The sequence below is a fragment of the Streptomyces sp. NPDC003379 genome (genome assembly GCF_053589195.1).
The window spans coordinates 29,885-52,831 of sequence record NZ_JBSFRK010000034.1 but is presented as its reverse complement, the minus strand read 5'-3'; the positions used below and the strand labels follow the sequence as shown (position 1 = coordinate 52,831).

At 73.2% G+C, this 22,947-nt stretch carries 23 protein-coding genes and 1 riboswitch; of the genes, 12 read left to right on the top strand and 11 right to left on the bottom strand.

The window, feature by feature from the left end; genetic code table 11:
- Positions 1–32: 32 nt before the first annotated feature.
- The 7 genes from ACWDVB_RS28590 to ACWDVB_RS28560 all read right to left on the bottom strand — a co-directional run bounded on the left by ACWDVB_RS28590 (position 33) and on the right by ACWDVB_RS28560 (position 8,664).
- Positions 33–1,415: a cobyrinate a,c-diamide synthase gene (locus ACWDVB_RS28590; protein ID WP_451517490.1), complete on the bottom strand. Its 1,383-nt coding sequence runs from the start codon at positions 1,413–1,415 to the stop codon at positions 33–35.
- Complete coding sequence (cobO, locus tag ACWDVB_RS28585; RefSeq protein WP_451517489.1) at positions 1,409–2,017, bottom strand: cob(I)yrinic acid a,c-diamide adenosyltransferase; 609 nt, start codon at positions 2,015–2,017, stop codon at positions 1,409–1,411. The genes ACWDVB_RS28590 and cobO overlap by 7 nt, the downstream gene beginning before the upstream one ends.
- A complete protein-coding gene (locus tag ACWDVB_RS28580) occupies positions 2,017–4,137 on the bottom strand; it encodes a putative cobaltochelatase (RefSeq protein WP_451517488.1) in 2,121 nt (706 codons plus the stop codon). The genes cobO and ACWDVB_RS28580 overlap by 1 nt, the downstream gene beginning before the upstream one ends.
- Before the next feature lie 85 nt (positions 4,138–4,222).
- On the bottom strand, positions 4,223–5,770 hold the full coding sequence (locus ACWDVB_RS28575; protein WP_451517529.1) for a cobyric acid synthase: 1,548 nt from the start codon (positions 5,768–5,770) through the stop codon (positions 4,223–4,225).
- An 8-nt stretch (positions 5,771–5,778) separates the two neighbouring features.
- Positions 5,779–6,732, bottom strand: coding sequence for a cobalamin biosynthesis protein (locus tag ACWDVB_RS28570; protein ID WP_451517487.1), 954 nt, complete (start codon positions 6,730–6,732; stop codon positions 5,779–5,781).
- A gap of 107 nt (positions 6,733–6,839) precedes the next feature.
- Positions 6,840–6,990, bottom strand: a riboswitch (cobalamin riboswitch).
- A gap of 135 nt (positions 6,991–7,125) precedes the next feature.
- Positions 7,126–7,350: a hypothetical protein gene (locus tag ACWDVB_RS28565; protein ID WP_451517486.1), complete on the bottom strand. Its 225-nt coding sequence runs from the start codon at positions 7,348–7,350 to the stop codon at positions 7,126–7,128.
- Between the two features lie 12 nt (positions 7,351–7,362).
- Positions 7,363–8,664: an anion permease gene (locus ACWDVB_RS28560; protein WP_451517485.1), complete on the bottom strand. Its 1,302-nt coding sequence runs from the start codon at positions 8,662–8,664 to the stop codon at positions 7,363–7,365.
- A gap of 388 nt (positions 8,665–9,052) precedes the next feature.
- Between ACWDVB_RS28560 and ACWDVB_RS28555 the strand changes: the two genes are divergently transcribed.
- The 3 genes from ACWDVB_RS28555 to ACWDVB_RS28545 all read left to right on the top strand — a co-directional run bounded on the left by ACWDVB_RS28555 (position 9,053) and on the right by ACWDVB_RS28545 (position 12,732).
- The gene (locus tag ACWDVB_RS28555) at positions 9,053–9,805 is read left to right on the top strand and encodes a class II aldolase/adducin family protein (protein WP_451517484.1); all 753 of its coding nucleotides are present in this window, start codon (positions 9,053–9,055) and stop codon (positions 9,803–9,805) included.
- Positions 9,806–9,990: 185 nt separating this feature from the next.
- Entirely contained in the window at positions 9,991–11,127 is a 1,137-nt protein-coding gene (locus ACWDVB_RS28550) for an alpha/beta hydrolase (RefSeq protein WP_451517483.1), read from the top strand.
- 111 nt (positions 11,128–11,238) lie between these two features.
- Entirely contained in the window at positions 11,239–12,732 is a 1,494-nt protein-coding gene (locus tag ACWDVB_RS28545) for a hypothetical protein (protein WP_451517482.1), read from the top strand.
- 38 nt (positions 12,733–12,770) lie between these two features.
- Here ACWDVB_RS28545 and ACWDVB_RS28540 read toward each other — a convergent pair whose 3' ends face one another.
- Entirely contained in the window at positions 12,771–13,208 is a 438-nt protein-coding gene (locus ACWDVB_RS28540; protein WP_451517481.1) for a VOC family protein, read from the bottom strand.
- Between the two features lie 107 nt (positions 13,209–13,315).
- Positions 13,316–14,206 (bottom strand): KPN_02809 family neutral zinc metallopeptidase, encoded by an 891-nt coding sequence (gene ypfJ / locus ACWDVB_RS28535; protein WP_451517480.1) that lies wholly within the window; start codon positions 14,204–14,206, stop codon positions 13,316–13,318.
- A 237-nt stretch (positions 14,207–14,443) separates the two neighbouring features.
- Here ypfJ and ACWDVB_RS28530 point away from each other — a divergent pair, with 237 nt between their 5' ends.
- The 4 genes from ACWDVB_RS28530 to ACWDVB_RS28515 all read left to right on the top strand — a co-directional run bounded on the left by ACWDVB_RS28530 (position 14,444) and on the right by ACWDVB_RS28515 (position 18,848).
- The gene (locus ACWDVB_RS28530) at positions 14,444–15,547 is read left to right on the top strand and encodes a hypothetical protein (protein ID WP_451517479.1); all 1,104 of its coding nucleotides are present in this window, start codon (positions 14,444–14,446) and stop codon (positions 15,545–15,547) included.
- Between the two features lie 163 nt (positions 15,548–15,710).
- The gene (locus ACWDVB_RS28525) at positions 15,711–17,309 is read left to right on the top strand and encodes an ABC-F family ATP-binding cassette domain-containing protein (RefSeq protein ID WP_451517478.1); all 1,599 of its coding nucleotides are present in this window, start codon (positions 15,711–15,713) and stop codon (positions 17,307–17,309) included.
- A 373-nt stretch (positions 17,310–17,682) separates the two neighbouring features.
- Complete coding sequence (locus ACWDVB_RS28520; RefSeq protein ID WP_451517477.1) at positions 17,683–17,901, top strand: helix-turn-helix domain-containing protein; 219 nt, start codon at positions 17,683–17,685, stop codon at positions 17,899–17,901.
- 143 nt (positions 17,902–18,044) lie between these two features.
- Entirely contained in the window at positions 18,045–18,848 is an 804-nt protein-coding gene (locus tag ACWDVB_RS28515; protein WP_451517476.1) for an enoyl-CoA hydratase/isomerase family protein, read from the top strand.
- Positions 18,849–18,907: 59 nt separating this feature from the next.
- Here ACWDVB_RS28515 and ACWDVB_RS28510 read toward each other — a convergent pair whose 3' ends face one another.
- Positions 18,908–19,672, bottom strand: a complete 765-nt coding sequence (locus ACWDVB_RS28510) for a nucleopolyhedrovirus P10 family protein (RefSeq protein ID WP_451517475.1) — start codon at positions 19,670–19,672, stop codon at positions 18,908–18,910.
- A 95-nt stretch (positions 19,673–19,767) separates the two neighbouring features.
- Between ACWDVB_RS28510 and ACWDVB_RS28505 the strand changes: the two genes are divergently transcribed.
- The 5 genes from ACWDVB_RS28505 to amaP are packed head-to-tail and all read left to right on the top strand — an operon-like array spanning position 19,768 to position 22,125.
- A complete protein-coding gene (locus tag ACWDVB_RS28505; protein WP_451517474.1) occupies positions 19,768–20,295 on the top strand; it encodes an Asp23/Gls24 family envelope stress response protein in 528 nt (175 codons plus the stop codon).
- A gap of 38 nt (positions 20,296–20,333) precedes the next feature.
- Complete coding sequence (locus ACWDVB_RS28500; RefSeq protein ID WP_451517473.1) at positions 20,334–20,519, top strand: hypothetical protein; 186 nt, start codon at positions 20,334–20,336, stop codon at positions 20,517–20,519.
- Between the two features lie 3 nt (positions 20,520–20,522).
- Positions 20,523–20,867 (top strand): hypothetical protein, encoded by a 345-nt coding sequence (locus ACWDVB_RS28495; RefSeq protein ID WP_451517472.1) that lies wholly within the window; start codon positions 20,523–20,525, stop codon positions 20,865–20,867.
- On the top strand, positions 20,864–21,541 hold the full coding sequence (locus ACWDVB_RS28490; protein ID WP_451517471.1) for a DUF6286 domain-containing protein: 678 nt from the start codon (positions 20,864–20,866) through the stop codon (positions 21,539–21,541). Before ACWDVB_RS28495 ends, ACWDVB_RS28490 begins: the two co-directional genes overlap by 4 nt.
- 5 nt (positions 21,542–21,546) lie before the next feature.
- Positions 21,547–22,125 (top strand): alkaline shock response membrane anchor protein AmaP, encoded by a 579-nt coding sequence (gene amaP, locus ACWDVB_RS28485; RefSeq protein ID WP_451517470.1) that lies wholly within the window; start codon positions 21,547–21,549, stop codon positions 22,123–22,125.
- 65 nt (positions 22,126–22,190) lie between these two features.
- Here amaP and ACWDVB_RS28480 read toward each other — a convergent pair whose 3' ends face one another.
- Positions 22,191–22,946, bottom strand: a complete 756-nt coding sequence (locus ACWDVB_RS28480) for an SDR family oxidoreductase (RefSeq protein WP_451517469.1) — start codon at positions 22,944–22,946, stop codon at positions 22,191–22,193.
- Position 22,947: the final 1 nt, after the last annotated feature.

The following is a 22,947-nucleotide window of genomic DNA, read 5'->3' as shown; positions in this document are numbered from 1 at the left end:
GCCGCCGCGTGCCTCCGAGCCGCCGCGCGCGTTCACGGCGTACATCTCTCGACGAAGCGGCGCGCGACCTCCGGCCGCGATGCCCAGTGCGTGTGCAGATAACTGGCGTGCACGTTCCCCTGTACGAAGCCTTCGACGCGCCGCTCCGGGGCGTGCAGGCCCCACGCGGGGGCCGTCCCGGCGCCGGGCTCCACCACCGTGCGGTGGAACTCATGGCCCCGCATCCGCGTCCCCGCCGCCGCGAGCACACTGTCCGACACGGCGACCGCCTCGCGGTAGCCCAGCGTCAGCCGCTGCGACATCCGCGCCTCGGCGTCCAGCACCCCGCACATCGGCTTCCCGTCCAGCTCACGGGAGAGGTACAGGAGCCCCGCGCACTCGGCGGCCACGGGCGCCCCGGAGCGCGCCAGCTCCGCCACGGCCTTGCGCAGCGGCTCGTTGGCGGACAACTCGGGCGCGTACACCTCGGGAAACCCGCCCCCCACGACCACCCCGGCGGTCCCGTCGGGCAGTTCCTCGTCATGGAGAGGGTCGAACGGCACGACCTCGGCCCCGGCGGCTCGTAGCAATTCGGTGTGCTCGGCGTAGGAGAAGGTGAAGGCGGCCCCACCGGCGACAGCGATGCGCGGGCGGTATTCAGCCCGTCCGGCGTTTGAGGACGAACCCGGCGAAGCCGGTGACAGAGCAAGCCCCGCCGCGGGGTCCCAAGCCTCCCCCGGCAGGGACGCCGCACTCCGGGCAAGGGCAAGAAGCGCGTCCAGATCGCAACCGTCCCGCACCCGCGAGGCCAACGCGGCGACGGACTCCACCGCCTCCCCCTGCCGCTCGGCAACCGGCACGAGCCCCAGGTGCCGCGAGGGCGCAGCCACCTGAGGGGTGCGACGCAGCGCGCCGAGCACCGGCACCCCGGACTCGTCCAGGGCCTCCCGCAGCAGCGCCTCGTGCCGGTCGGAGCCGACCTTGTTGAGGATGACGCCCGCGACGCGCACCTCGGGGTCCCAGGACGCGAAGCCGTGCACCAGCGCCGCCACCGAACGCGACTGCGACGACGCGTCGACGACCAGCACCACCGGCGCCCGCAGCAGCTTGGCGACATGCGCCGTCGACGCCAGTTCGCCCTGGCCCGCGGCACCGTCGTACATCCCCATCACGCCCTCGACCACGGCGAGGTCGCACCCGGCCGCCCCGTGCGCGAAGAGCGGCGCGATCAGGTCGGGCCCGCACAGGTACGCGTCGAGATTGCGGCCGGGGCGGCCGGTCGCCAGCGCGTGGTAGCCGGGGTCGATGTAGTCGGGCCCGACCTTGTGCGGGGAGACGGCGAGTCCGGCCGCCGTGAACGCGGCCATCAGGCCCGTCGCGACGGTCGTCTTGCCGCTGCCGGACGACGGCGCCGCGATGACGAGGCGAGCTACCACTCGATGCCCCTCTGGCCCTTCTGCCCGGCGTCCATGGGGTGCTTGACCTTGGACATGTCGGTCACCAGATCGGCGAAGTCGATCAGCTTCTGCGGCGCGTTGCGGCCGGTGATGACGACATGCTGGGTGCCGGGGCGGTTCCGCAGCACCTCCACGACCTCGTCCGTGTCGATCCAGCCCCAGTGCATCGGATAGGCGAACTCATCCAGGACGTACAGCTTGTACGTTTCCTCGGCGAGGTCCCGCTTGACCTGCTCCCAGCCCTCGCGGGCCTTGTCCTCGTTGGTCAACTCGCCCTCGGCGGGCGCGCGTTGGATCCACGACCAGCCCTCGCCCATCTTGTGCCAGGCGACCGATCCGCCCTCGCCGGAGGCGCCGAGCACCTTCAGCGCGTTCTCCTCGCCGACCTTCCACTTCGCCGACTTCACGAACTGGAAGACACCGATCGGCCACCCCTGATTCCAGGCCCGCAGCGCGAGCCCGAACGCGGCGGTCGACTTGCCCTTGCCGACGCCCGTGTGGACGAAGACGAGCGGGCGGTTGCGGCGCTGCCGCGTCGTGAGCCCGTCGTCCGGTACGACACTCGGCTGTCCCTGCGGCATTACGCGGCCTTCCTGGAGTAAGTCCCTTGTCCCTGCACATCCTTGACAAGCCCGGCGATCGAATCCGCCCGCAGCTCGTCCAGCGTCACGGCCGTCCCGCCCAGCTCGCCCGCCAACTGCCCGGCCAGGCCGAGCCGTACGTAGCCCGACTCGCAGTCGACGACGACGGACGCGACGCCGTCGGCCGCGAACAGCCGCGCCGCGCGCCCCGCGTGCGCCACCGGCTCCACGCCGCCCGTGGCCCGCCCGTCCGTCACCACGACGACCAGCGGCCGCCGCGCCGCGTCCCGCAGCCGCTCGATCCGCAGCACGTCGTGCGCCCTCAGCAGGCCCGCGGCCAGCGGGGTGCGCCCGCCGGTCGGCAGCGATTCGAGCCGGGCGGCGGCCGCGTCCACCGACGACGTCGGCGGCAGCGCCACCTCGGCCGCCGAGCCGCGGAACGTCACGAGCCCCACCTTGTCGCGCCGCTGGTAGGCGTCCAGGAGGAGGGAGAGCACGGCGCCCTTGACGGCGCTCATCCGCTGCCGCGCCGCCATCGACCCGGAGGCGTCCACGACGAACAGCACGAGATTGCCCTCGCGGCCCTCCCGCGTCGCCTGCCGCAGATCGTCACGGCGTACGACGAGACCCGTCCCGGAGCGTCCGCGCGCCCGCTGGTGCGGGGCCGCGGCCTGCACGGTCGCCGCCAGGTGCAGCTTGGTCAGCGCACCTCGGGGGCGCCGCGAACCCGTCGTACGCCCGTGTTCGGTACGGGCGCGGGAGCGCCGCCCCGCCGCGCCCTCGCCGATGCCGGGCACGCTCAGCATCTTCGTGCGGAAGGGCTCGGCGGCGCGTACGGCCTGCTGCTCGCCCGCTCCCGCCCCTGTGGTCGGGGCGGGCTCCTGCGGGGCCGGTGCCTCGTCGGAGTCCGGTCCCTGCTGCTGGGAGGGCAGCCCGGGGGAGTCGGGGCCGTCCGCCGGGGGCTGTCCGCCGCCACCGTCAGGACCGCCGCCACCGTCAGGACCGCCGCCACCGTCAGGACCGCCGCCACCGTCAGGACCGCCGCCACCGTCGGGATCATCGTCGCCCTCAGGAGGCTCGGGAGCCCCGGCAGCCTCGTCAGCCTCGTCCTCGCGTGCCTCCTCCAGCGTCTCGTCGAGCTTGTCCTCGTCGAGTCCCGGCGCGTCGAAGGGGTTGCGGCGCCGCCGGTGCGGCAGCGCGAGCAGCGCGGCCTGCCGTACGTCCTCGCTCCGCACCTCGGTACGTCCCGCCCAGGCGGCCAGGGCCGTCGCCGTGCGCGCCATCACGATGTCCGCGCGCATCCCGTCGACCTCGAACGCCGCGCAGGTCGCCGCGATCTGCCGCAACGGCCCGTCACCGAGGATGACTTGGGGCAGCAGCGCCCGCGCCGCCACGACCCGCTCGCGCAGCGCGTCCTCGTCCTCGGCCCAGCGCCCCGCGAACCCCTCGGGGTCGTCGTCGTAGGCGAGCCGCCGCCGCACGACCTCCACACGCTGGTCCGTCTCGCGGGACGCGGCCACCTCGACGGTGAGACCGAACCGGTCGAGCAACTGCGGCCGCAGCTCGCCCTCTTCGGGGTTCATGGTGCCGACGAGAAGGAAACGCGCGGAGTGCCGGACGGAGACGCCTTCGCGCTCGACGTACGAGGCGCCCATCGCGGCCGCGTCGAGGAGCAGGTCGACCAGGTGGTCGTGGAGGAGATTGACCTCGTCGACATAGAGGATGCCGCGGTGCGCGTCGGCGAGCAGTCCGGGCTCGAAGGCCTTCACGCCCTCCGAGAGCGCCCGTTCGATGTCGAGGGCGCCGACCAGCCGGTCCTCCGAGGCGCCGACCGGCAGCTCCACCATGCGCGCGGGCCGCGCCGTGCCGCCACCCGCCTCGTGCGGGCCGTCGGGACAGTTCGGGTCGGGCGCCGCCGGGTCGCACGAGAAGCGGCACCCGGCGACCACCGGCACCTGCGGCAGCAGCGCCGAAAGGGCGCGTACGGCGGTGGACTTGGCGGTGCCCTTCTCACCCCGTACGAGTACGCCGCCGACGGCGGGGGAGACGGCGTTCAGCAAGAGCGCGAGCCGCAGGTCGTCCTGCCCGACGAGAGCGGTGAACGGGTACGGGGTACTCACAGAGCCTCCATGGAGAAGTGGTGCGTGGTGGCGCTCGGGACACGGCTCATGACCGGGTTCATGCCGGGGCCCATGACGGGGCTCCTCATGACGGCGCTCCGGGCGCGATGAACGGCAACCCGGCCGGCGCGCCGTTCTCGATCAGGCTCAGCAGCCCGTCCGTGTCCGCGTGTTCCTCGATCAGGTCGCCGAGCAGATCGAGTTGTTCCTCGCGCAGCGCGCCGAAGCTGGTGTCCGGCGCCGGCACGAAGCGGCGCCCGGCCGCGCGCGCCACCTCGGTGAGGAAACGGCGCCGGAACGCGTCGCTCTCCAGCGACCCGTGCCAGTGCGTGCCCCACACCTCGCCGACCCGGCAGCCGTCCAGGAAGGTCTCCCCGCCAAGGACTTCGGCCACGCCATGATGGATCTCGTATCCCTCGACCGGTTCCCCGAGGGCCTCGCCCACCGGCCGCGCCAGGGTCTTCTCGCGGGCGAACCGCACCCGCACCGGCAGCAGCCCGAGCCCGTCCACGGAGCCCGCCCGCGACTCGACCTCGTCCTCGATGTGCTCGCCGAGGAGCTGGAAGCCGCCGCAGATCCCGAGCACCGGCCGCCCCTCGGCGGCGCGGCGCGCGAGGGCGGCGGCAAGACCGCGCTCCCGCAGCCACTCAAGCGCCCTTACGGTCCCGCGCGTGCCCGGTACGACCACGAGGTCCGCGTCGACGAGCTCCTCGGCCCGGTCCACGAACCGCACGACGACGCCCGGCTCGGCGGCCAGCGCGTCCACGTCCGTGAAGTTGGACATCAGCGGCACCGCGCACACGGCGACCCGCAGCACGTCCTCGCCGACGGGCGGCGCGACCACGGACTCGCGGACCGCGCCCCGCAGGGAGACCCGGAGGCCGTCCTCCTCGTCGATGCCGAGCCCGTGCTGGAACGGCAGCACGCCGTACGTGCGCCGCCCGGTGAGGCCGTGCAGCATGTCGAGCCCCGGTTCGAGGAGCGAGACGTCGCCGCGGAACTTGTTGACGAGATACCCGGCCACCAGCTCCTGGTCGGCCGCGCTCAGCAGCGCCGTCGTCCCGAAGAAGGAGGCGAACACCCCGCCCCGGTCGATGTCCCCGACCACAAGGACGGGGAAGCGGGCGGCCCGCGCGATGCCCATGTTCACGATGTCGGTGCGCCGCAGATTGATCTCGGCGGGGCTGCCCGCGCCCTCACAGATCACGGCGTCGTAGCTGCCCCGGAGTTCTTCGAGGCACCCCACGACGGTGTCGAGCAGCGCCGCCTGGCGCCCCCCGTGCAGCCTTTCCCCGGGGGACGACCCCCCAGGCCCCCCGAAGAACCCGCGCGCGCTCATCTCGCCCACCGGCTTGCCCATGAGTACGACCTGACTCGACCGGTCGCTGCCCGGCTTGAGCAGTACGGGATTCATCAGGGCGCTCGGCTCGACGCGGGCGGCCTGCGCCTGCATGGCCTGCGCCCGGCCGATTTCGGCGCCCTCGCGGGTGACGAAGGAGTTGAGGGACATGTTCTGCGCCTTGAACGGCGCGACGGCGACGCCCTTGCGGGCCAGCCACCGGCAGATCCCCGCGGTGACGACGCTCTTCCCGGCGTCCGAGGTGGTCCCGGCGACCAGTAGTCCACCACTCATGAGCTTCTTCACGGGGTTCTCCTTGACCGTGACCGACGGAGTACTTCCCGCGCGCCCACCGCGACGCCCAGCGCAAGCCAGCCGACCCGGCGGGAGAGTTTCGCGGCCCGCTCGATGTCCGCGACGTCGACGTCCCGTCCGTCCGCGTTCAGGACGGGCCGGTGCTCGACCCGCCCCGCGTACGAGAGGGTCCCGCCGAGCCGTACGCCGAGGGCGCCCGCGAAGGCGGCCTCGACGGGACCGGCGTTGGGGCTCGGGTGCTTGGCGGCGTCCGCGCGCCAGGCCCGCAGGGCGCCCCGGGGCGAATCCCCGGCCAGCGCCGCGAGGCCCGCCGTGAGCCGCGCTCCGGGCCACCCGAAGACGTCGTCGAGCCGTGCGGAAGCCCACCCGTACCGCCGGTACGTGGGCGACTTGTGCCCGACCATGGCGTCCAGGGTGTTCACGGCGCGGAAGGCGACAAGCCCGGGCACTCCGCCGACGGCGCCCCACACCAGCGCCCCGACCACCGCGTCCGAGGTGTTCTCGGCGACGGACTCGACGACGGCCCGCGCGATCCCGTCGGCGTCCAGCGCCTGCGGGTCCCGTCCGCACAGATGCGGCAGCCGCTCCCTGGCCACCTCGATGTCCCCGGCTTCGAGCGCGCCGCCGATGGCCCGCGCCTCCCGCCCGAGCGAGGTCCCGCCGACGACGGCCCAGGTGGCGGCGGCGGTCAGCGCGATGGACGCGGTGGGGCAGCGGCGTACAAGTCGGGAGGCGAGCGCGGCGGCACCCGCCGCGCCCCCGGCGCACACCACGGCGTGCAGCGCGCCCCACCCGCGGTGGTCCCGCCACAGCACCCGCTCGACGGCACCCGCCGCACGCCCGAACGCGGCGACCGGATGGCCCCGGCGGGGATCGCCGAGCAGCAGGTCACCGAGGAGGCCGGCGGCGGCGCCGTACGCGAAGTCGCGATCGGCACTCATGGGCTCAGCCGACCGCTGTGCCGAGGAGGGAGCTGACGCTCGGGAACTGGTCCGGCAGTGGGCGGCCGCGCATGGCGATATGTCCTCACTCAGGGTGTCCGCGCCCTGGTTCGACGTGATCGGCGGCGAGAGTTCCTGGCTGACGGGAGCGTCGGGGACGGTTTCCCGGTGACAGTGGCGGGACCGCGCCGGATTCGCACCGGCTTCCTCTTCTGCCGCCGTAGTTGGCCCCGGAAGTCCACCACGCCCCGCGAACGCCCGTCAACTCGCCGTTGACCTGCGGCGGGAGAGTGTGCGGAGCCCCACAGCAGAGCCTCACAGCGGGGCCCCGGACATGACGGTGGGGTGCGGGACGCGCACGCACGTCCCGCACCCCACCCGAAGCTTCTGCCGTCAGGCGACGATCAGATAGATGCCGTACGCCACGGCCGCCGCGCACAGCGCGAAGCAGGCGTACGCGCCGGTGCGCGCCATGGCCGCGGAGCCGCCGCCCGAGGCGGACGCCGTCTCCTGCTTGGAGAGACCGACGACGCCAAGGGTGAACAGGCCCACGAGAGCCACCGTCACGGCGAGGCTGACTCCGAAGACGGAACCGAGAGCTGCCCAGTCGATGTTCATGCTGATGTGTCCTTAAACCGTCGCGGGCCTGGCGGGGTCCGCCATGGCGCCGGTCGTGGTCGTGGTCGGGGCCGAGATGGTGGCCCTGACCGGGTCGTCGGAGGAGGCGTCCGCGGCGGCCATCGCGCCCGTCGGGGGCGGCGTGACGGCGGCGATCGCGGTGGTCACGACGCCCGCGGGCTCGACGTCCGCGGTGGTGCCGTCGTGGCGGATCTCGTCGTCGGTGACGTTGGTGTGGTCGACGGCGTTGCGCCGCGAGAGCACCCAGATGACCGCCGAGCCCGCGATGAGCAGCGCGGCGGTGACCGCGACGCCCCAGGGGCCCTGCTTGGTGAGGAACTCGGCGCCCGCACCGACCAGGCCGGCGGCCGGCAGGGTCAGGCCCCACGCGATGAACATGCGGCTCGCGGTCGACCAGCGGACCACGCCGCCCTTGCGGCCGAGGCCCGCGCCCATCACGGCGCCGGAGCAGGACTGGGTGGTGGAGAGCGAGAAGCCCAGGTGCGAGGAGGCAAGGATGACCGTCGCGGCGCTGGTCTGGGCGGCGAAGCCCTGCTGCGGCTGGAGGTCGGTGAGGCCCTTGCCCATGGTGCGGATGATGCGCCAGCCGCCGAGGTACGTGCCGAGCGCGATGGCGACACCGGCCGAGACGATGACCCACATCGGGGGGTTCGAGCCGGGGTTCAGGACGCCGCCGGTGACCAGGGCGAGCGTGATGATGCCCATGGTCTTCTGCGCGTCGTTCGTGCCGTGGGCCAGCGAGACGAGGCCCGCGGACGCGATCTGGCCCGCGCGGTAGCCCTTGGCCGTCGCCCTGGTGTCGGTGTTGCGGCCGATGCGGTACGTCAGTCGCGTGGCCACCATCGCGGCGAGACCCGCCACGAGGGGCGCGGCGAGGGCCGGGATCAGGATCTTGGTGACGACGGTGCCGCCGTTGATCGAGGACCAGCCCATCGACATGACCGCGGCGCCGATGAGGCCGCCGAAGAGCGCGTGGGAGGAGCTGGAGGGCAGGCCCACCAGCCAGGTCAGCAGATTCCAGAGGATCGCGCCGACGAGCGCGGCGAAGATGACCTCGGTCTTGAGGCCGTCCTCGTTGACGATGCCGCCGGAGATCGTCTTGGCGACTTCGACGGAGAGGAAGGCGCCGACGAGGTTGAGCACGGCGGACATGGCCACCGCCGTCTTGGGCTTGAGAGCGCCGGTCGAGATGGTCGTCGCCATCGCGTTGGCAGTGTCGTGGAAACCGTTCGTGAAATCGAACACGAGAGCGGTAACGATCACGATCCCGAGGAGAAGCGTGATGTGTTCCATTTACCCAGGCTTCTGTTGGACGTCAGTGGCATGTGGAACGTAGGCAACCTGGGTGAACGGAAAGTGAACTGGATCGGGCATCACGGTGACCCGAAGCGGAGTCTCGTCGATCCGTATCGATCAGGTGTCTGGTCAGGATCGTACGGATTGGCGGCGCACGGCCGTAAATCCGGGCGGAGTGTCGCCTTCCGCCACCCTTCGGCCCCCCTCTCCGCGCACTGATCCGACCGGCCGCCGGACCGCCCAGGAGATACTTGTCACCCGGCGGAGCCCGCGGGAAGCGGAAGCGGAAGCCGCCCCTCGCCTCTCGTCCCTCGCCCCTCGCCCCTCGCCCCTCGATCCTCGGCCACGCCTACAGCGCCGCGCGCCCGGCTGGCAGGATCGGCCCATGACGGAGCAGGAGCAGGGGCAGGGCGCCGGGCGTGGTGCGGAGCGGGACGCCGTCGGGCGGGCATGGGACGAGCTCGTGGAGACGGCCCGCAGGACGGTGACGGACGGCCTGGTCGTCGGCACCTCGGGCAATGTCTCGGTGCGGGTCGGCGACACGGTCCTGGTCACCCCGAGCGGGGTGCCCTACGACCGGCTGCGGCCGGAGGACGCGCTCGGCGTCGACCTCGAAGGGCAAAGGGTCCTCGGCGACCTCGCGCCGACCAGCGAGCTGCCCATGCACCTCGCGATCTACGGCACCACCGACGCGACGGCCGTCGTCCACACCCACGCGGTACACGCCACGGCCGTCTCCATGCTGGTCTCCGAGCTTCCGGCGGCCCACTACATGACGGGCATCCTCGGCGGCTCGGCCCGCGTCGCCCCCTACGCGCTCTACGGCACCGACGAACTGGCTGAGAACATGCTCCAGGCCCTGCGCGGCCGCACCGGATGCCTCCTCCAGAACCACGGAACGGTCACGTACGGAGACTCCCTGCCCCAGGCGTACGACCGGACGGCGCAACTGGAATGGATGTCCCGCCTCTGGCTCACGGCCAGCTCACTGCCGGGCCACACGCCCACGCTCCTGTCCGACACCCAGCTGCGTGCGGCGGAGGAGAAGCTGCGGGGGTACGGACAGGGCGACGAACGGGAGTACGAGCCGGAGCCGGAGCAGGAGCAGGAGCAGGAGCACGGGCAGAAGACTCCCTGACCGTTGCCACCGCCATCTGTGGGCACCAGACACACATGGCAGATCCAATGGCAGACCCGATGGCACATCCGATGGCACATCCCATGCGTACACAAGGCTCCCGACCCCGGCTGCGCCGAGCCGCCGGGTCACCCCGCGGGTACCGCCCACTGGCCTCCGGGCTCCTGCCCCCGGACACTGGGACGGTGCGCCCAGCCAAAGCGACGGCAGCGGCCGTCACCGCAGTCACAGCAGCCCTGGGGACAGCCGCGGCCGCCATCGCGGCGGGCCGGTTCGCCAGCGACGCCGCCCTCAAGGCCCCGGCGGGCCGCCGGCTGCCGACGGAGCCCCGCCTCACCGTGCACGCCACGGCCGCCGGCCAGATCTCCCTGACCCGCGCCCTCGCGAGCCTGCGCCCCGGCACGTACGGCCTGAGTGGCGACGGCATCCATGCGATCGTCGGCCCGGTCCTGGAGGCCGCCCCGCACGAGGCCGACACGGTCGTACGACGCCTCGAAGCCGTCACCCGGGGCGCCCTGGAACCGGGTGCCAAGGTCTGGCTCACCCCGCAGGTCCACATCGGCGACCCGCACACCGCGCTCGGCATCGACCACACGGACGTCGGCATCCCCGGGGAACTCGGCAACCTGCCCGCCTGGTTCGTGCCCGGCGGACGCGATACCTGGGTCATCACCGTGCACGGCCTCGGCACCACCCGCGAACACCCCATGGTCGTCATGGACTTCCTGCACCGCCTGCAGCTGCCCGTGCTCGACCTCGCCTACCGTGGCGACCCGGGCGCGCCCCGCTCCGCGGACGGACTCGCCCACCTCGGCGAGACGGAGTGGCGCGACCTGGACGCCGCCATCCGCTACGCCGTGCGCCACGGCGCCCGCAACGTCATCCTGCACGGCTGGTCCACCGGCGCCGCGATGTGCCTGCACGCCGCCGCCCACTCGGCGCTGCGCGAGAGGATCAGCGGTCTCGTCCTCGACTCCCCGGTACTCAACTGGGAGACCACCCTGCGCGCCCTCGCCGCGGCCCGCCGCACCCCAGGACCGCTCCTTCCGCTTGCGGTCCGCGCGGCCCAGGGACGCACGGGTCTGCGCGGCGACCGCACCCTGGCGGCCGCGGACCCCGCGACGCTCAAGGTCCCGACCCTCGTCCTGCACGGCCCCGACGACGCCATCGCCCCCTGGGCCCTCTCCCGTCGACTGGCCCGACACCGTCCCGACCTGGTCTCCTTGCGCACCGTCCCCGGCGCGCCGCACGGCGCCATGTGGAACGCCGACCCGGCGGGCTACGAAGAGGCGATGCGCCGCTTCCTCACCCCTCTGATGTGACCGTCCGCATCCTCTCCCGCGCGGCCGCCGCACCCCCTCGGCGCGGCGGCCGCGAGGTCACCGAGGCCCTTCCGTTTGGGTTTTCGGACCGTCAACAGGAAGACTGCTCCCGTGACGTCCCGTACCCCGCGCGACTCCAGGCTCCGACTCGTCCGCGCTCCCTACCCGAGGGCCGAGAAGCGAGGAGAGACCCAGCGCGACCCAGCGCGACCCCTCTCCGCAGCCCCCGGCGCGGTGAGCAACCGCCGCACGCGCCGTCCCGCGCCCCGTCCACCCGAGGGCACACCCGCGCCCTCGGAACTGGCCCGCGGCGCGCGTGCCGGCCTCGCCGACGCCGTGCGGGTCGCCCGCTGGGCCGACGCCGCCCTGCGCCCGGGGCCCGGCCGCACCGGCGCGACGCCCGACGGCAAGGGCACCCTCTCCGACGCCACCGCCGAACGGGCCGCCGCCGAGCTGGGGCTGACCCCCGGTCAGGTCCGCGCCCACTGGGACACCGCCCGCCTCGCCGGCCTCGTCGAGGTGCACGGCGACAGCGCGCGCCCCGGCTGGCGCCTGCGCGCGTGGGACCGCGACGACACCGCCGTGCTGCGCGGCTGGGTCGCACTCTTCGACGCCTGGTCCCTGGCCCACCCGGCACCGGACGACCTCGGTGCCGCCGCGGTCGCCGAGGTCGTCGAGGCCATGCCACAGGTCCTCTCCTTCCTCCAGCTCTCTGCGGGCCCCGTCCCCGTACCGCAACTACTCGACCTCCTGGACCAACGCGTCACGGAACTCCGCACCGAGCGCTGCGAGATCCCCTACGCCCCCCATCCCGAGGCCGCCGCCGGGGCCACCCCGGGGACCGTCGCCGGAGCCACCCCCGCCGACCGCGCCGAAGAGGCCGCCCCGCTGCCCGCCCTGCTCGACTGGGCGTTGCACGGTCTCGCCGCCGTCGGGGCGCTCACCTACGCCGGCGGTCAGGCCACGCTCACCCCGCTCGGCAGCTGGGCGGTCTGGGTCAAGCTGGAGCAGATCTGCGTCGCCGCGCAGAGTCCCGCCGGGCACATCGAGCAGTCCGCCGAGGACATGCTGCGCGGCTGCGCCCGCCTGCGCCCCAACGCGGCCCGCGCCGAGTACCGCGCCTGGCTCGCCGCCCGCCCCGTCGGCAGCGCCGTCACCGACCTGCTCACCGCCGCCCGCGGCGAGGACGCCCTGCTGCGCGGCCTCGCCTTCGAGGCGCTGCGCGTGGTCGGAGCTCCGGCTGAGGCGGAGGTCAGGGCCGTCGTCGACGAGGCATCCCTGCGCCCCTACGCCCTGCTGTGGCTCGCCGAGCAGGAGGGCGCCGACCCCGAGGACGTCCACCTCGTGCTGACCCGTGAGGAGTCCACCTGGCTGTGGATCGACACGGCGGCGGCCGTCGCCGACCACGGCGAGGCACAACTCCTCGTCCGGCACCTGGAGTCGGCGGTCCAGCCCACCGTGCCCGCCCTCCTCGACGAGGTGCGCCGCGCGGGACACCCCCGCACCGTCCAGGTCCTGGTCGCGCTCGCCGCGGCCCACCCCGACCCGGCGCTCGCCAAGGCCGTGCGCCGCGCCGCCTTCCAGGTGCACACCGGCGGGGAGTGAGCGAGGGGCGACCTCGGGGCCTCAGGTCCCTGTCCGCCTCAGGTCCGTATCTCGGGGGCGTACGTACCAAAGCTCCATACGTTGCCCTCGGCGTCCCGGGCCATGTAGTCCCGCGAGCCGTAGTCCTGGTCCGTCGGGGGCATCAGGATCTCCGCCCCGTGCTCCTTGGCCCGCTGGTGGTGGGCGTCGACGTCGTCCACGACGATGTACACCCCGCTGGGCCCCGCGTCCTTCATCGCCTGGTCGAAGACGCCGCCCGTGCCCCTGGAGCCGAGCATCACCGCGCCGTTCCCCTGGGCCAGCTCGGCGTGCACGATGCCGCCGTCCTCACCCTCGTACACACTCACCTCGGTGAAGCCGAAGGCCTCCGTCAGCTGCTTGACCGCGGCCTTCGCGTCCGCGTACAGCAGTGTCGGGAACACGCTCGGCCGTCCGCCGTCATCGCCTGCCATGCCGATCACTCCGATCAGATCCATGACGCGGAGTGTGATCCACCCCACATCTGCTCACAGTCTCGCACCGGGCACTGACAACGCCCTCCCGAGCCTGCGGAGTCCGTTCGACGGAAGGCTCAGCGGCAGGCTCAGCGGAAGGTGTCGCACCGCCCCATGTCCCCCGTGCGATAGCCCTGGTGGAACCACCGCCGGCGCTGCTCGGCGGAGCCGTGTGTCCAGGATTCGGGGGTGACCCGGCCCTGGAACCTCTCCTGGATCCGGTCGTCGCCCACCGCCGCCGCCGCGTCCAGGCCGTCCCGGATGTCCGCGTCGTCGAGGCTGGTGATCAGCGGCCTGCCCGTGCGGTCGTCCGGGCTGCGGGTCGCGTGCCGCGCCCAGACCCCGGCGTAGCAGTCGGCCTGCAACTCGACCCTGACCGCGTTGCTGTCGCGGCCCGTACGTCCGTCCTGGGCGCGCCGCAGGATCCCCGCCAGGTTCTGCACGTGGTGCCCGTACTCGTGGGCAACGACGTACGCCTGCGCGAAGGGACCGCCGCTGGAGCCGAACTTCGTGCGCAGCTCGTCGAAGAACCCGAGATCCAGATAGACCTTCCGGTCGCCGGGGCAGTAGAACGGGCCGACCGCCGAGGTCGCCGTGCCGCAGGCGGTGCCGACGCGGCCGGTGAACAGGACGGTCCGCGCGGGGGAGTACGTGGCCTGCCTGCGCTGGAACTCCGGCCGCCAGTAGTCCTGGAGGCTGTTGACCACCGCCACGATGCGGCAGTCCTCCTTGGTGTTCGCGTCCCGCCCCGTGCGGCAGCTCTGCTGCACCTGCGCGAGCGACGAGGACGAAACCTCGGGCTCCTCCTCACCGGAGGAGAGGCCCAGCTGATCCGGGCCCACTCCGAAGAAGAGGCCGAGCACCAGCGCGATGAGTCCGGCGATGCCGCCGCCGACGGTCGCCCGGCCGCCGGGGATCCGGCTGCCGCGCACGTCCTGCACCTCGGAGGTGTCCAGGCCGGCGTCGTCGTCGAACTGCATGGCGCACCCCTCTGCGTCGCACCCGGACCGGCACCGGCACCCACGCCCGCACCGAGACCTCCGGCCATCCACTCCATCCTGATACGCCCGCCGTCGCGAGGCGCCGGACGAAGGCCCGAACGGGGGACCGAACCACTCCCCACGCCGTGTCGCACCACCGCCACCCCCCACCACCGGCGCCCCCACCGCTACGCTCTGCGCCTGATCCGCAGGCAGTGGTACCGAAGGGGGGCCGACATGCCCACTCCGCCACCCACCACGCCAACGACGCCCACCGCGCCCGCCGCGTCCACCGTGCCGGCCGCGGCCGCCGTGCCCACCGTGCGGGCCGTGCCTGCTGCCCCCGCCAACACCACCGGCACCGCCGCGCCTGCCGTGCCCACCGCGTCCACCGTGCCTGCTGCCCCCGCCAACACCACCGGCACCGCCGCGCCCGCCGCGTCCACCGTGCCCGCCGTGCCCGCCGCGTCCACCGTGCCTGCTGCCGCCGCCAACACCACCGGCACCGCCGCGCCCGCCGCGTCCACCGTGCCCGCCGCGTCCACCGTGCCTGCTGCCCCCGCCAACACCACCGGCACCGCCGCGCCAGCCGCGCCCACCAGAACACCACCCCCCCACCCCGCCCGCAGAAGCGCCCGCATCCTCCTCCCCGTCGTCCTCGCGCTGTTCGCCCTGCCGCTCATCACCGCCGCTCACCACTCACGGCCCGCCCCCTACGGAGACCACCTCACCGCCCATGCCCACGCCCATGCCCACGCGCGCGTGCCAGGCACGGGCACGGGCACGGGCAGAGACACCGGCACAGCTCCCGCACTGCGGACAAAGGGGCGGGCCGTCGAGGCGTACGACACAAGGAGCGGTGAGGGCCGCTGGACGTACACGCGTGAAGGGCGTCGGCCCGTCACGCTGCTCGGCGCCCCCGGGCACGCCTTCGTGCTCTGGAGTGACGGGCTGGTCACCGATACCGAGCGCGACGCGGGCAGCTCCGTGCGCTGGCATCGGGCCATCCCCGAGAGCGCCGGCTGGCTGCGTACACCGGCCGCGCGCGGCGGCGCCGGAGTGCTGCGGCCGCTCAGCCCGGGGGCGCGGATGCTGGCGGTCGTCACCCCGCACCGCATCGCCGCCTACCGCGCCTCGGACGGCGACCTGCGCTGGGTGCTGCCCGCCCGTCGGGGCTGCGCCTTCGAACCGGGCCGCTCGCTCCGCCGCGACGGCGCCCTCCTGGTCGCCCAGCCCTGCACGGGCGTGGCCACGTCGTGGACGTCCCAGGTCATCGCGGTGGACGACCGCGGAAGGATCGTTCCCGGCCGCACTCCACTGGGCAACGGCGACCTGGAGTAGCGCAGCGGGGGCGGCACGGGCGGCCGGAGCCCAGAAAATTAGTTGCGTTCGCCCGTTAGAATGGCTGCCATGGCAGCTCCTCTCCTCAGTTGGACGGCATAGACACCGGTCCCGAGCACCTAGTCGTCCCACTCGCCGTCCACATCTGTTCAGGAGTACCCCCGTGATCACCGCTTCCGGCATCGAGCTGCGCGCCGGCGCCCGCATCCTCATCGAGAACGCCTCCTTCCGCATCGCGAAGGGCGACCGCATCGGCCTCGTCGGCCGCAACGGGGCGGGCAAGACCACCCTCACCAAGTGCCTGGCGGGTGAGGGCGTCCCCGCCGGCGGCACCATCAGCCGCTCCGGAGAGGTCGGCTACCTGCCGCAGGACCCCCGTACGGGCGACCTCGACGTGCTCGCCCGCGACCGCGTCCTCTCCGCGCGCGGACTCGACGTACTGATGCGCAAGATGCGCGAGAACGAACAGCGCATCGCGAACGGCGCGGGCGCCACCCGTGAGAAGGCCCTCAAGCAGTACGAGCGCCAGGAGACGGAGTTCCTCACCAAGGGCGGGTACGCCGCCGAGGCCGAGGCCGCCACCATCGCTGCCGCGCTCAACCTCCCCGACCGGGTGCTCGGCCAGCCCCTGCACACCCTCTCCGGTGGTCAGCGCCGCCGCATCGAGCTGGCCCGCATCCTCTTCTCGGACGCCGACACGCTCCTCCTGGACGAGCCGACCAACCACCTCGACGCCGACTCCATCGTCTGGCTGCGGGACTACCTGAAGACGTACCGCGGCGGCTTCATCGTGATCTCCCACGATGTCGAGCTGGTCGAGACGGTCGTCAACAAGGTCTTCTATCTGGACGCCAACCGCGCCCAGATCGACGTCTACAACATGGGCTGGAAGCTCTACCAGCAGCAGCGCGAGTCCGACGAGAAGCGCCGCAAGCGTGAGCGTCAGAACGCCGAGAAGAAGGCCGCGACGCTCCACTCGCAGGCCGACAAGATGCGTGCCAAGGCGACCAAGACCGTCGCGGCCCAGAACATGGCGCGGCGCGCGGACAAGCTCCTCGCGGGCCTGGAGGCGGTGCGCCAGAGCGACAAGGTCGCCAAGCTCCGCTTCCCCGAGCCCTCGCCGTGCGGCAAGACGCCGCTGATGGCGGAGGGCCTGTCGAAGTCGTACGGCTCGCTGGAGATCTTCACCGACGTCGACCTCGCGATCGACAAGGGGTCGCGGGTCGTCATCCTCGGCCTCAACGGCGCGGGCAAGACCACGCTCCTGAGGCTCCTCGGCGGCGCCGAGAAGCCCGACACCGGCCAGGTCATCGAGGGCCACGGCCTCAAGCTCGGCTACTACGCGCAGGAGCACGAGACCCTGGACCCCGAGCGCACGGTCCTGGAGAACATGCGTTCGGCCGCCCCGGACCTCGACCTCGTCGAGGTGCGCAAGACGCTCGGCTCGTTCCTCTTCTCCGGAGACGACGTCGACAAGCCGGCGGGCGTGCTCTCCGGTGGTGAGAAGACCCGGCTCGCGCTCGCGACCCTCGTCGTCTCCTCGGCCAACGTCCTGCTCCTGGACGAGCCCACCAACAACCTCGACCCGGCGAGCCGCGAGGAGATCCTCGGCGCCCTGCGCACCTACAAGGGCGCGGTCGTCCTCGTCACCCACGACGAGGGCGCGGTCCAGGCGCTCCAGCCGGAGCGGATCATCCTGCTGCCGGACGGCGTCGAGGACCTGTGGGGCCAGGACTACGCGGACCTTGTGGCGCTCGCCTGAGCCCCGGCGCCGGGGATGGCGGCGTCCACTTCGCGTGATCGAACCACTGATCCACTGCGTATGGATCATTCGGCCGATCCGTGATCCCCCATCTGTGTGAGCTGTCCTCGTACCGAGGTGTGGCATACACGGATTTTGGTGCCGTCGGGGCATGGAGGCGGCCTCCTGCCCCAGCACCGCGCTGACCTGGCCCTTCGTCGCGCGGTCCGATCGGTCGTATGGAATCCAGCAGGCGGAATCATTAATTCCGCTCATGGTGGCCCTTTCCGAAGAGCCAAACCTTGTCGTACGGACCTTGCCGAATGGGTGGCCAGGAAGCCCGGGAGGGGTGATCATGAGAAGTCCAGAGCGCACTTCCCATGAGGAGGCACGGGTGGCCGAGACTCTGAAGAAGGGCAGCCGGGTTACCGGCGCCGCGCGCGACAAGCTCGCGGCAGACCTGAAGAAGAAGTACGACGGCGGTGCGAGCATCCGGGCGTTGGCCGAGGAGACCGGCCGCTCGTACGGTTTTGTGCACCGGATGCTCAGCGAGTCCGGCGTCACGCTGCGGGGACGCGGCGGGGCGACGCGAGGCAAGAAGGCCGCCGGCTGACGCAGGCGGCACGCTGTTTCACGCTGTTCAGTGGTCCGATGGTGACCACCCGGTCGATCGTCTGATCGGTCGGGTGGTTACTGTGCAGTCACTTACGGGCGCTTGTGGGCGCCCGGCCCGACTGCATCCCATCGGAGGCACCCATGGCTTCGTCCGACAGCGAGCTCGCACCGGTTCTCGACAAGGACGGCGTACGCCTCACCATCGACGAGGCCGTCGCCACGGTGACGCTGACCAACCCGGCCAAAAGGAACGCCCAATCTCCCGCGCTGTGGAGGGCGTTGGCCGAGGCTGGTCAGCTGCTGCCGGGCAGCGTCCGCGTCGTGGTGCTGCGCGGTGAGGGCAAGTCCTTCTCCGCGGGCCTGGACCGGCAGGCGTTCACGCCCGAGGGCTTCGACGGCGAGCCGTCCTTCATCGACCTCGCGCGCGGCGAAGACGGCGTCCTCGACGCCACGATCGCCGAGTACCAAGAGGCCTTCACCTGGTGGCGGCGGAGCGACATCGTGTCCATCGCCGCCGTCCAGGGCCACGCCATCGGCGCCGGCTTCCAGCTCGCGCTCGCCTGCGATCTGCGGATCGCGGCGGACGACGTGCAGTTCGCCATGCGCGAGACCAGCCTGGGCCTGGTCCCCGACCTCACCGGCACGCACCCGCTGGTGGGGCTCGTCGGCTATGCCCGCGCGCTGGAGATCTGCGCCACCGGACGCTTCGTCCACGCGGACGAGGCCGAGCGGGTGGGCCTCGCCAACCTCGTCGTGCCCGAGGGGCAACTCCACGCCGCCGCCAAGGACTTGGCGGCCGCGCTGATCTCCGCGCCACGTGACGCGGTCATCGAGACCAAGGCCCTGCTGCGGGGCGCCGCGGGCCGTTCGTACGAGGAACAGCGCGCCGCCGAACGTGCCGCACAGGGCCGCCGTCTGCGTGACCTCGCGGGCCTCGGCGACTGACGGCTGCTCCACGGCCACGGCCATGCTCCACGGCCACGGCCATGCTCCACGGCCACGGGCTACTCCGTGGCCTGCTCCACCGCGGTGACGAGTACGGCCACCGAAGGGTGGTCCGGCAGAGCGTCACCGACCGCCGCGCGGACCGCGAGCGCCACGTCCAGGGCGCGGTGCTCCCGGTCCGTCGCGAGCTCCACGCGCGCGTGGCGGCGCGGCAGCGCGCCCGCCGCCGGGCGCTGCGGGCGCTCCTCGATGTGCACGGCCGCCGCGCCGAGCGCCCCCGTCAGCCGGGTCACCCCGGGCACCGACAGTGCCGCCTGCCCCACGCGCGCCTCGTCGCCGTCGCCCTGCGGCGTCTGAGCCGCAGGCGCACGGGCCGCTTCCGGGCGTACGTCCTTGGGACCGGCGCCCTCGTCCAGCAGCGCCGTCACCCGCAGATCCACCGCGTCGACCACCAGACCGAGCCGCTGTGCCGCTGTGCCGAGCGCGGCGCGCAGCCGGTCCGCCGAGACGGGCAGCGGCTGGGCCGTCGCCGCCGCGAAGTCCGCCGCGAGGTCCACCCCGAAGTCCGCCGTGATCCGCAGCGGTCCGGGCTGCAGCGCGCTCGGCGGTGGCGGCACGGCGGCGACGTACGCGGTGTCCGGGTCGGCCAGGGCGACGCGGACCCTGCCCAGACGCACGCCGGTGACCGGTCGCGCCGCACGGCACAGCACGCTGTCCACCGCCGACTCCGTCACCCACGCGCCGTCGCGCGCGCCGCCCAGCGGCAGCACCCGGCCGAGGCCGAGCTGCCGGCGTACCGCCTGGGTCCAACCGTCACCCGTCATGGCCCCACCCTGCCGCATCCCTGGGGCGCCGCAGCGCAACCCGTCCTAATGTGGGCGAAGAAAGCAGATCCCCTTTCGAAACGGACGGGACGACGATGACCGACGACACCGGAGAGCGGAAGACGTCTCAGACGCTGGAGAAGGACTCCCCGAGCCAGGGGCAAGGCCAGGGCCAGGGCCAGCGTCAAGGCCAGGGCCTGGCGGGCGGCGCGGCCGGGCGTGGCGGCGGTGACCCCGCGAGCCGGGGCCGCACCACCATCGCGGACGGAGTCGTCGAGAAGATCGCCGGGCTCGCCGCGCGCGACGTCGACGGCGTGCACGCGATGGGCGGCGGCCTCGCGCGGACCTTCGGGGCCGTGCGCGACCGGGTCCCCGGTGGCTCGAAATCCGTCTCGCGAGGGGTGAAGGCCGAGGTCGGCGAGGTGCAGACCGCACTCGACCTGGAGATCGTCGTCGAGTACGGCGTGCCGATCGCCGATGTCGCGCAGGATGTGCGGGAGAGCGTGATCGGCGCTGTCGAACGCATGACCGGGCTCGAAGTCGTCGAGGTCAACATCGCGGTCAGCGATGTGAAGCTGCCCGACGAGGATGACGACGACGAACCTCAGGGCCGCCTCCAGTAGGTACCAACCTTCAGCCGCGTCTCGCTAAGGAGCGCACGATGAGCATGGCCGTGATCGGCATGGTGGCGGGAATGGCGCTCGGCTTCGCCGGATACTTCGGCGGATTCGGGGCGTTCCTGCTGGTGGCCGCCTTGGGAGCCGTCGGCTTCGTGGCCGGCCGGTTCCTTGAGGGGGACCTGGAACCCGGCGAGTTCTTCCGCAGCCGCGGCGACCGGGGGCGGTGAGGGGTGGCGGCACAGGTCGCGCCCGGGGAGCGCGGCGCCACCCGGATCGCCGACCGGGTCGTCGCGAAGATCGCCGCGTGGGCGGCGCGTGAGGCGATGGAGACGGTGCCGGCCGACGGCTCCCCGCCGCACGCCACGGTCTCCGTGAGCCACGAGACCGCCCGCGTCCGCGTCAGCCTCGAACTGGACTACCCCTGCGACATCGGCCGCCAGTGCGGTGCCGTGCGTCACCAAGTCGTCGAGCGGGTAAGGGCGTTGGCGGGGATGGACGTGCCCGAGGTGGTCGTCCAGGTGGAGCGGCTGCACTCGGCGCGGGTACGCGCCGCGGCACAGGGGAGGACACGATGAGCGAACCCCCGGGGAGCGGTCCCACGCAGCCGCTGCCGGTCGTCGAAAAGGCCCGCCAGGGCGAGGGCGAGCTCGACCAGTCGGCCTCCGGTGCCACATACCATCCACTGCCCACGCTGTCGGGCGACGACAAGGCGTCCCGGTTCTGGTCGCCGCGCCGGGTGCCCGCCGCCCTTCTCGCCCTGGTGGTCCTGGGCGGCGCGGGGCTGCTCCTGTACGACGTCGTCGCCGTGCGGGCGGACCACCCCGCGATGCGCTGGCGGCGCGACCTCGCCCGCCAGCTCGGCGAGCGCCCCCTCGACGACGACGGGGTGCTCGCCGGAGCCGCCATCGCCGCCCTTGTCGGACTCTGGCTCATCGTGCTCGCCGCGACTCCCGGGCAGCGCGCGCTCCTGCCGATGCGGCGCACCGACTCCGACGTACGCGCCGGGCTGTACCGCGATGCCGCCGCCACGGTGCTGCGCGACCGGGCCATGGACGTCTCCGGTGTGCAGTCCGTGCGGGTCCGCATGAAGCGTTCCAAGGTCGTTGTGCGGGCCGTCTCGCACTTCCGTGAACTCGACGACGTACGGGGTGACCTGGACGCCACGCTGGCCGACGGCATCCGAGATCTCGGCCTCGCGCGTGCCCCCGGACTCTCCGTCCACGTCGCCCGGCCCGGCAGGAAGGGGTGAGCGCGATGCTCCGCACGGTCAACCGCGTGGTCCTCACCCTGGCCGGGCTCGTGCTGCTCGTCCTCGGCGGCTCGGTCCTCGCCGTCGGGCTCGGCGCCTCGCCGCCCTCCTGGTGGATCCACGACGGGCGGCACGACGTCCTGGTCAGCGCCGCCGACCGGGCGCGGTGGCGGGACGCCGGATGGTTCTGGCCCACGGTCATCGGCGTCCTCGCCGTGCTGGTCCTGCTCGCCCTGTGGTGGCTCTCGGCGCAGCTGCGCAGGCGCCGCCTCGCGGAGGTCCTGGTGGAGACCGGCGAAGGCGAGGGCGCGCTGCTGCGCGGGCGCGCCATGGAGAACGTCCTGGCCGGGGAGGCGGAGTCACTGGACGGCGTCGACCGGGCCCAGGCCGCCCTGAGGGGCCGCCGCGCCACGCCGCGAGCACGCGTACAACTCACCCTCGCACCCGACGCCACCCCGGCCGACACGCTGCACCGCTTCTCCTCGGAGATCCTCACACGCGCCCGCGACTCGGCAGGCTTGACGAGCCTGCCGGCTACGGTGCGGCTGCGGGGGGTCAAGCACCGAGCAGGGCGCGTGAGTTGAGGCCCGCAAGGCCGCAAATCCGCAAGGCCCGCCGAGTGGCCCCGGACGCCGGAACCGCGTCCCCGTCAGAAGCCGCTGCGTGCTCCGCCGTCCACCGGCACCATGATCCCCGTCAGATACGAGGCGGCGGGCGAGAGCAGGAACGCTGTCGTGCGGCCGAACTCCTGGGGTGTGCCGTAGCGGCGCAGCGGGATGCTCGCCTCGTTGGCGGCGCGGGTCGCCTCCGGGTCGGGGGAGAGGCCGTCCAGCTGGCGCATGCGGTCGGTGCCGATGCGGCCGGGGAGCACGCCGAGGACGCGGATGCCGCGCGGGCCGAGCTCGTCCGCCAGGGACTTGGCGAACCCGGCGAGCCCCGGCCGCAGGCCGTTGGAGATCGTCAGGCCCGCGATCGGCTCGTACACCGAACCGGACAGCACGAACCCGATGACCCCGCCCTCGGACAGCTCCGCGGCGGCCGTGCGGGCGAGCCGTACCGCGCCGAGGAAGACCGACTCGAAGGCCGCCTGCCACTGCTCGTCGGTGTTGTCGGCGACGAAGCCGGGCGCGGGCCCGCCGACGCTGATCAGTACGCCGTCGAAGCCGCCGAAGTGCTCGCGCGCCGCCGCGATCAGCCGCTCGGCGACGGCCGGGTCGGCGTTGTCGGCGGCGACTCCCACCGCGTTCGGGCCGAGCTCGGCGGCAGCCTCGGCGACCGTCTTCTCGTCGCGGCCGGTGACGACGACCTTCGCGCCGTCGGCGACCAGCTCGCGCGCGGTGGCGTTGCCGAGGCCGCGGGTCGCGCCGGTGACTACGTAGACACGGTCTTTCAGTCCAAGATCCATG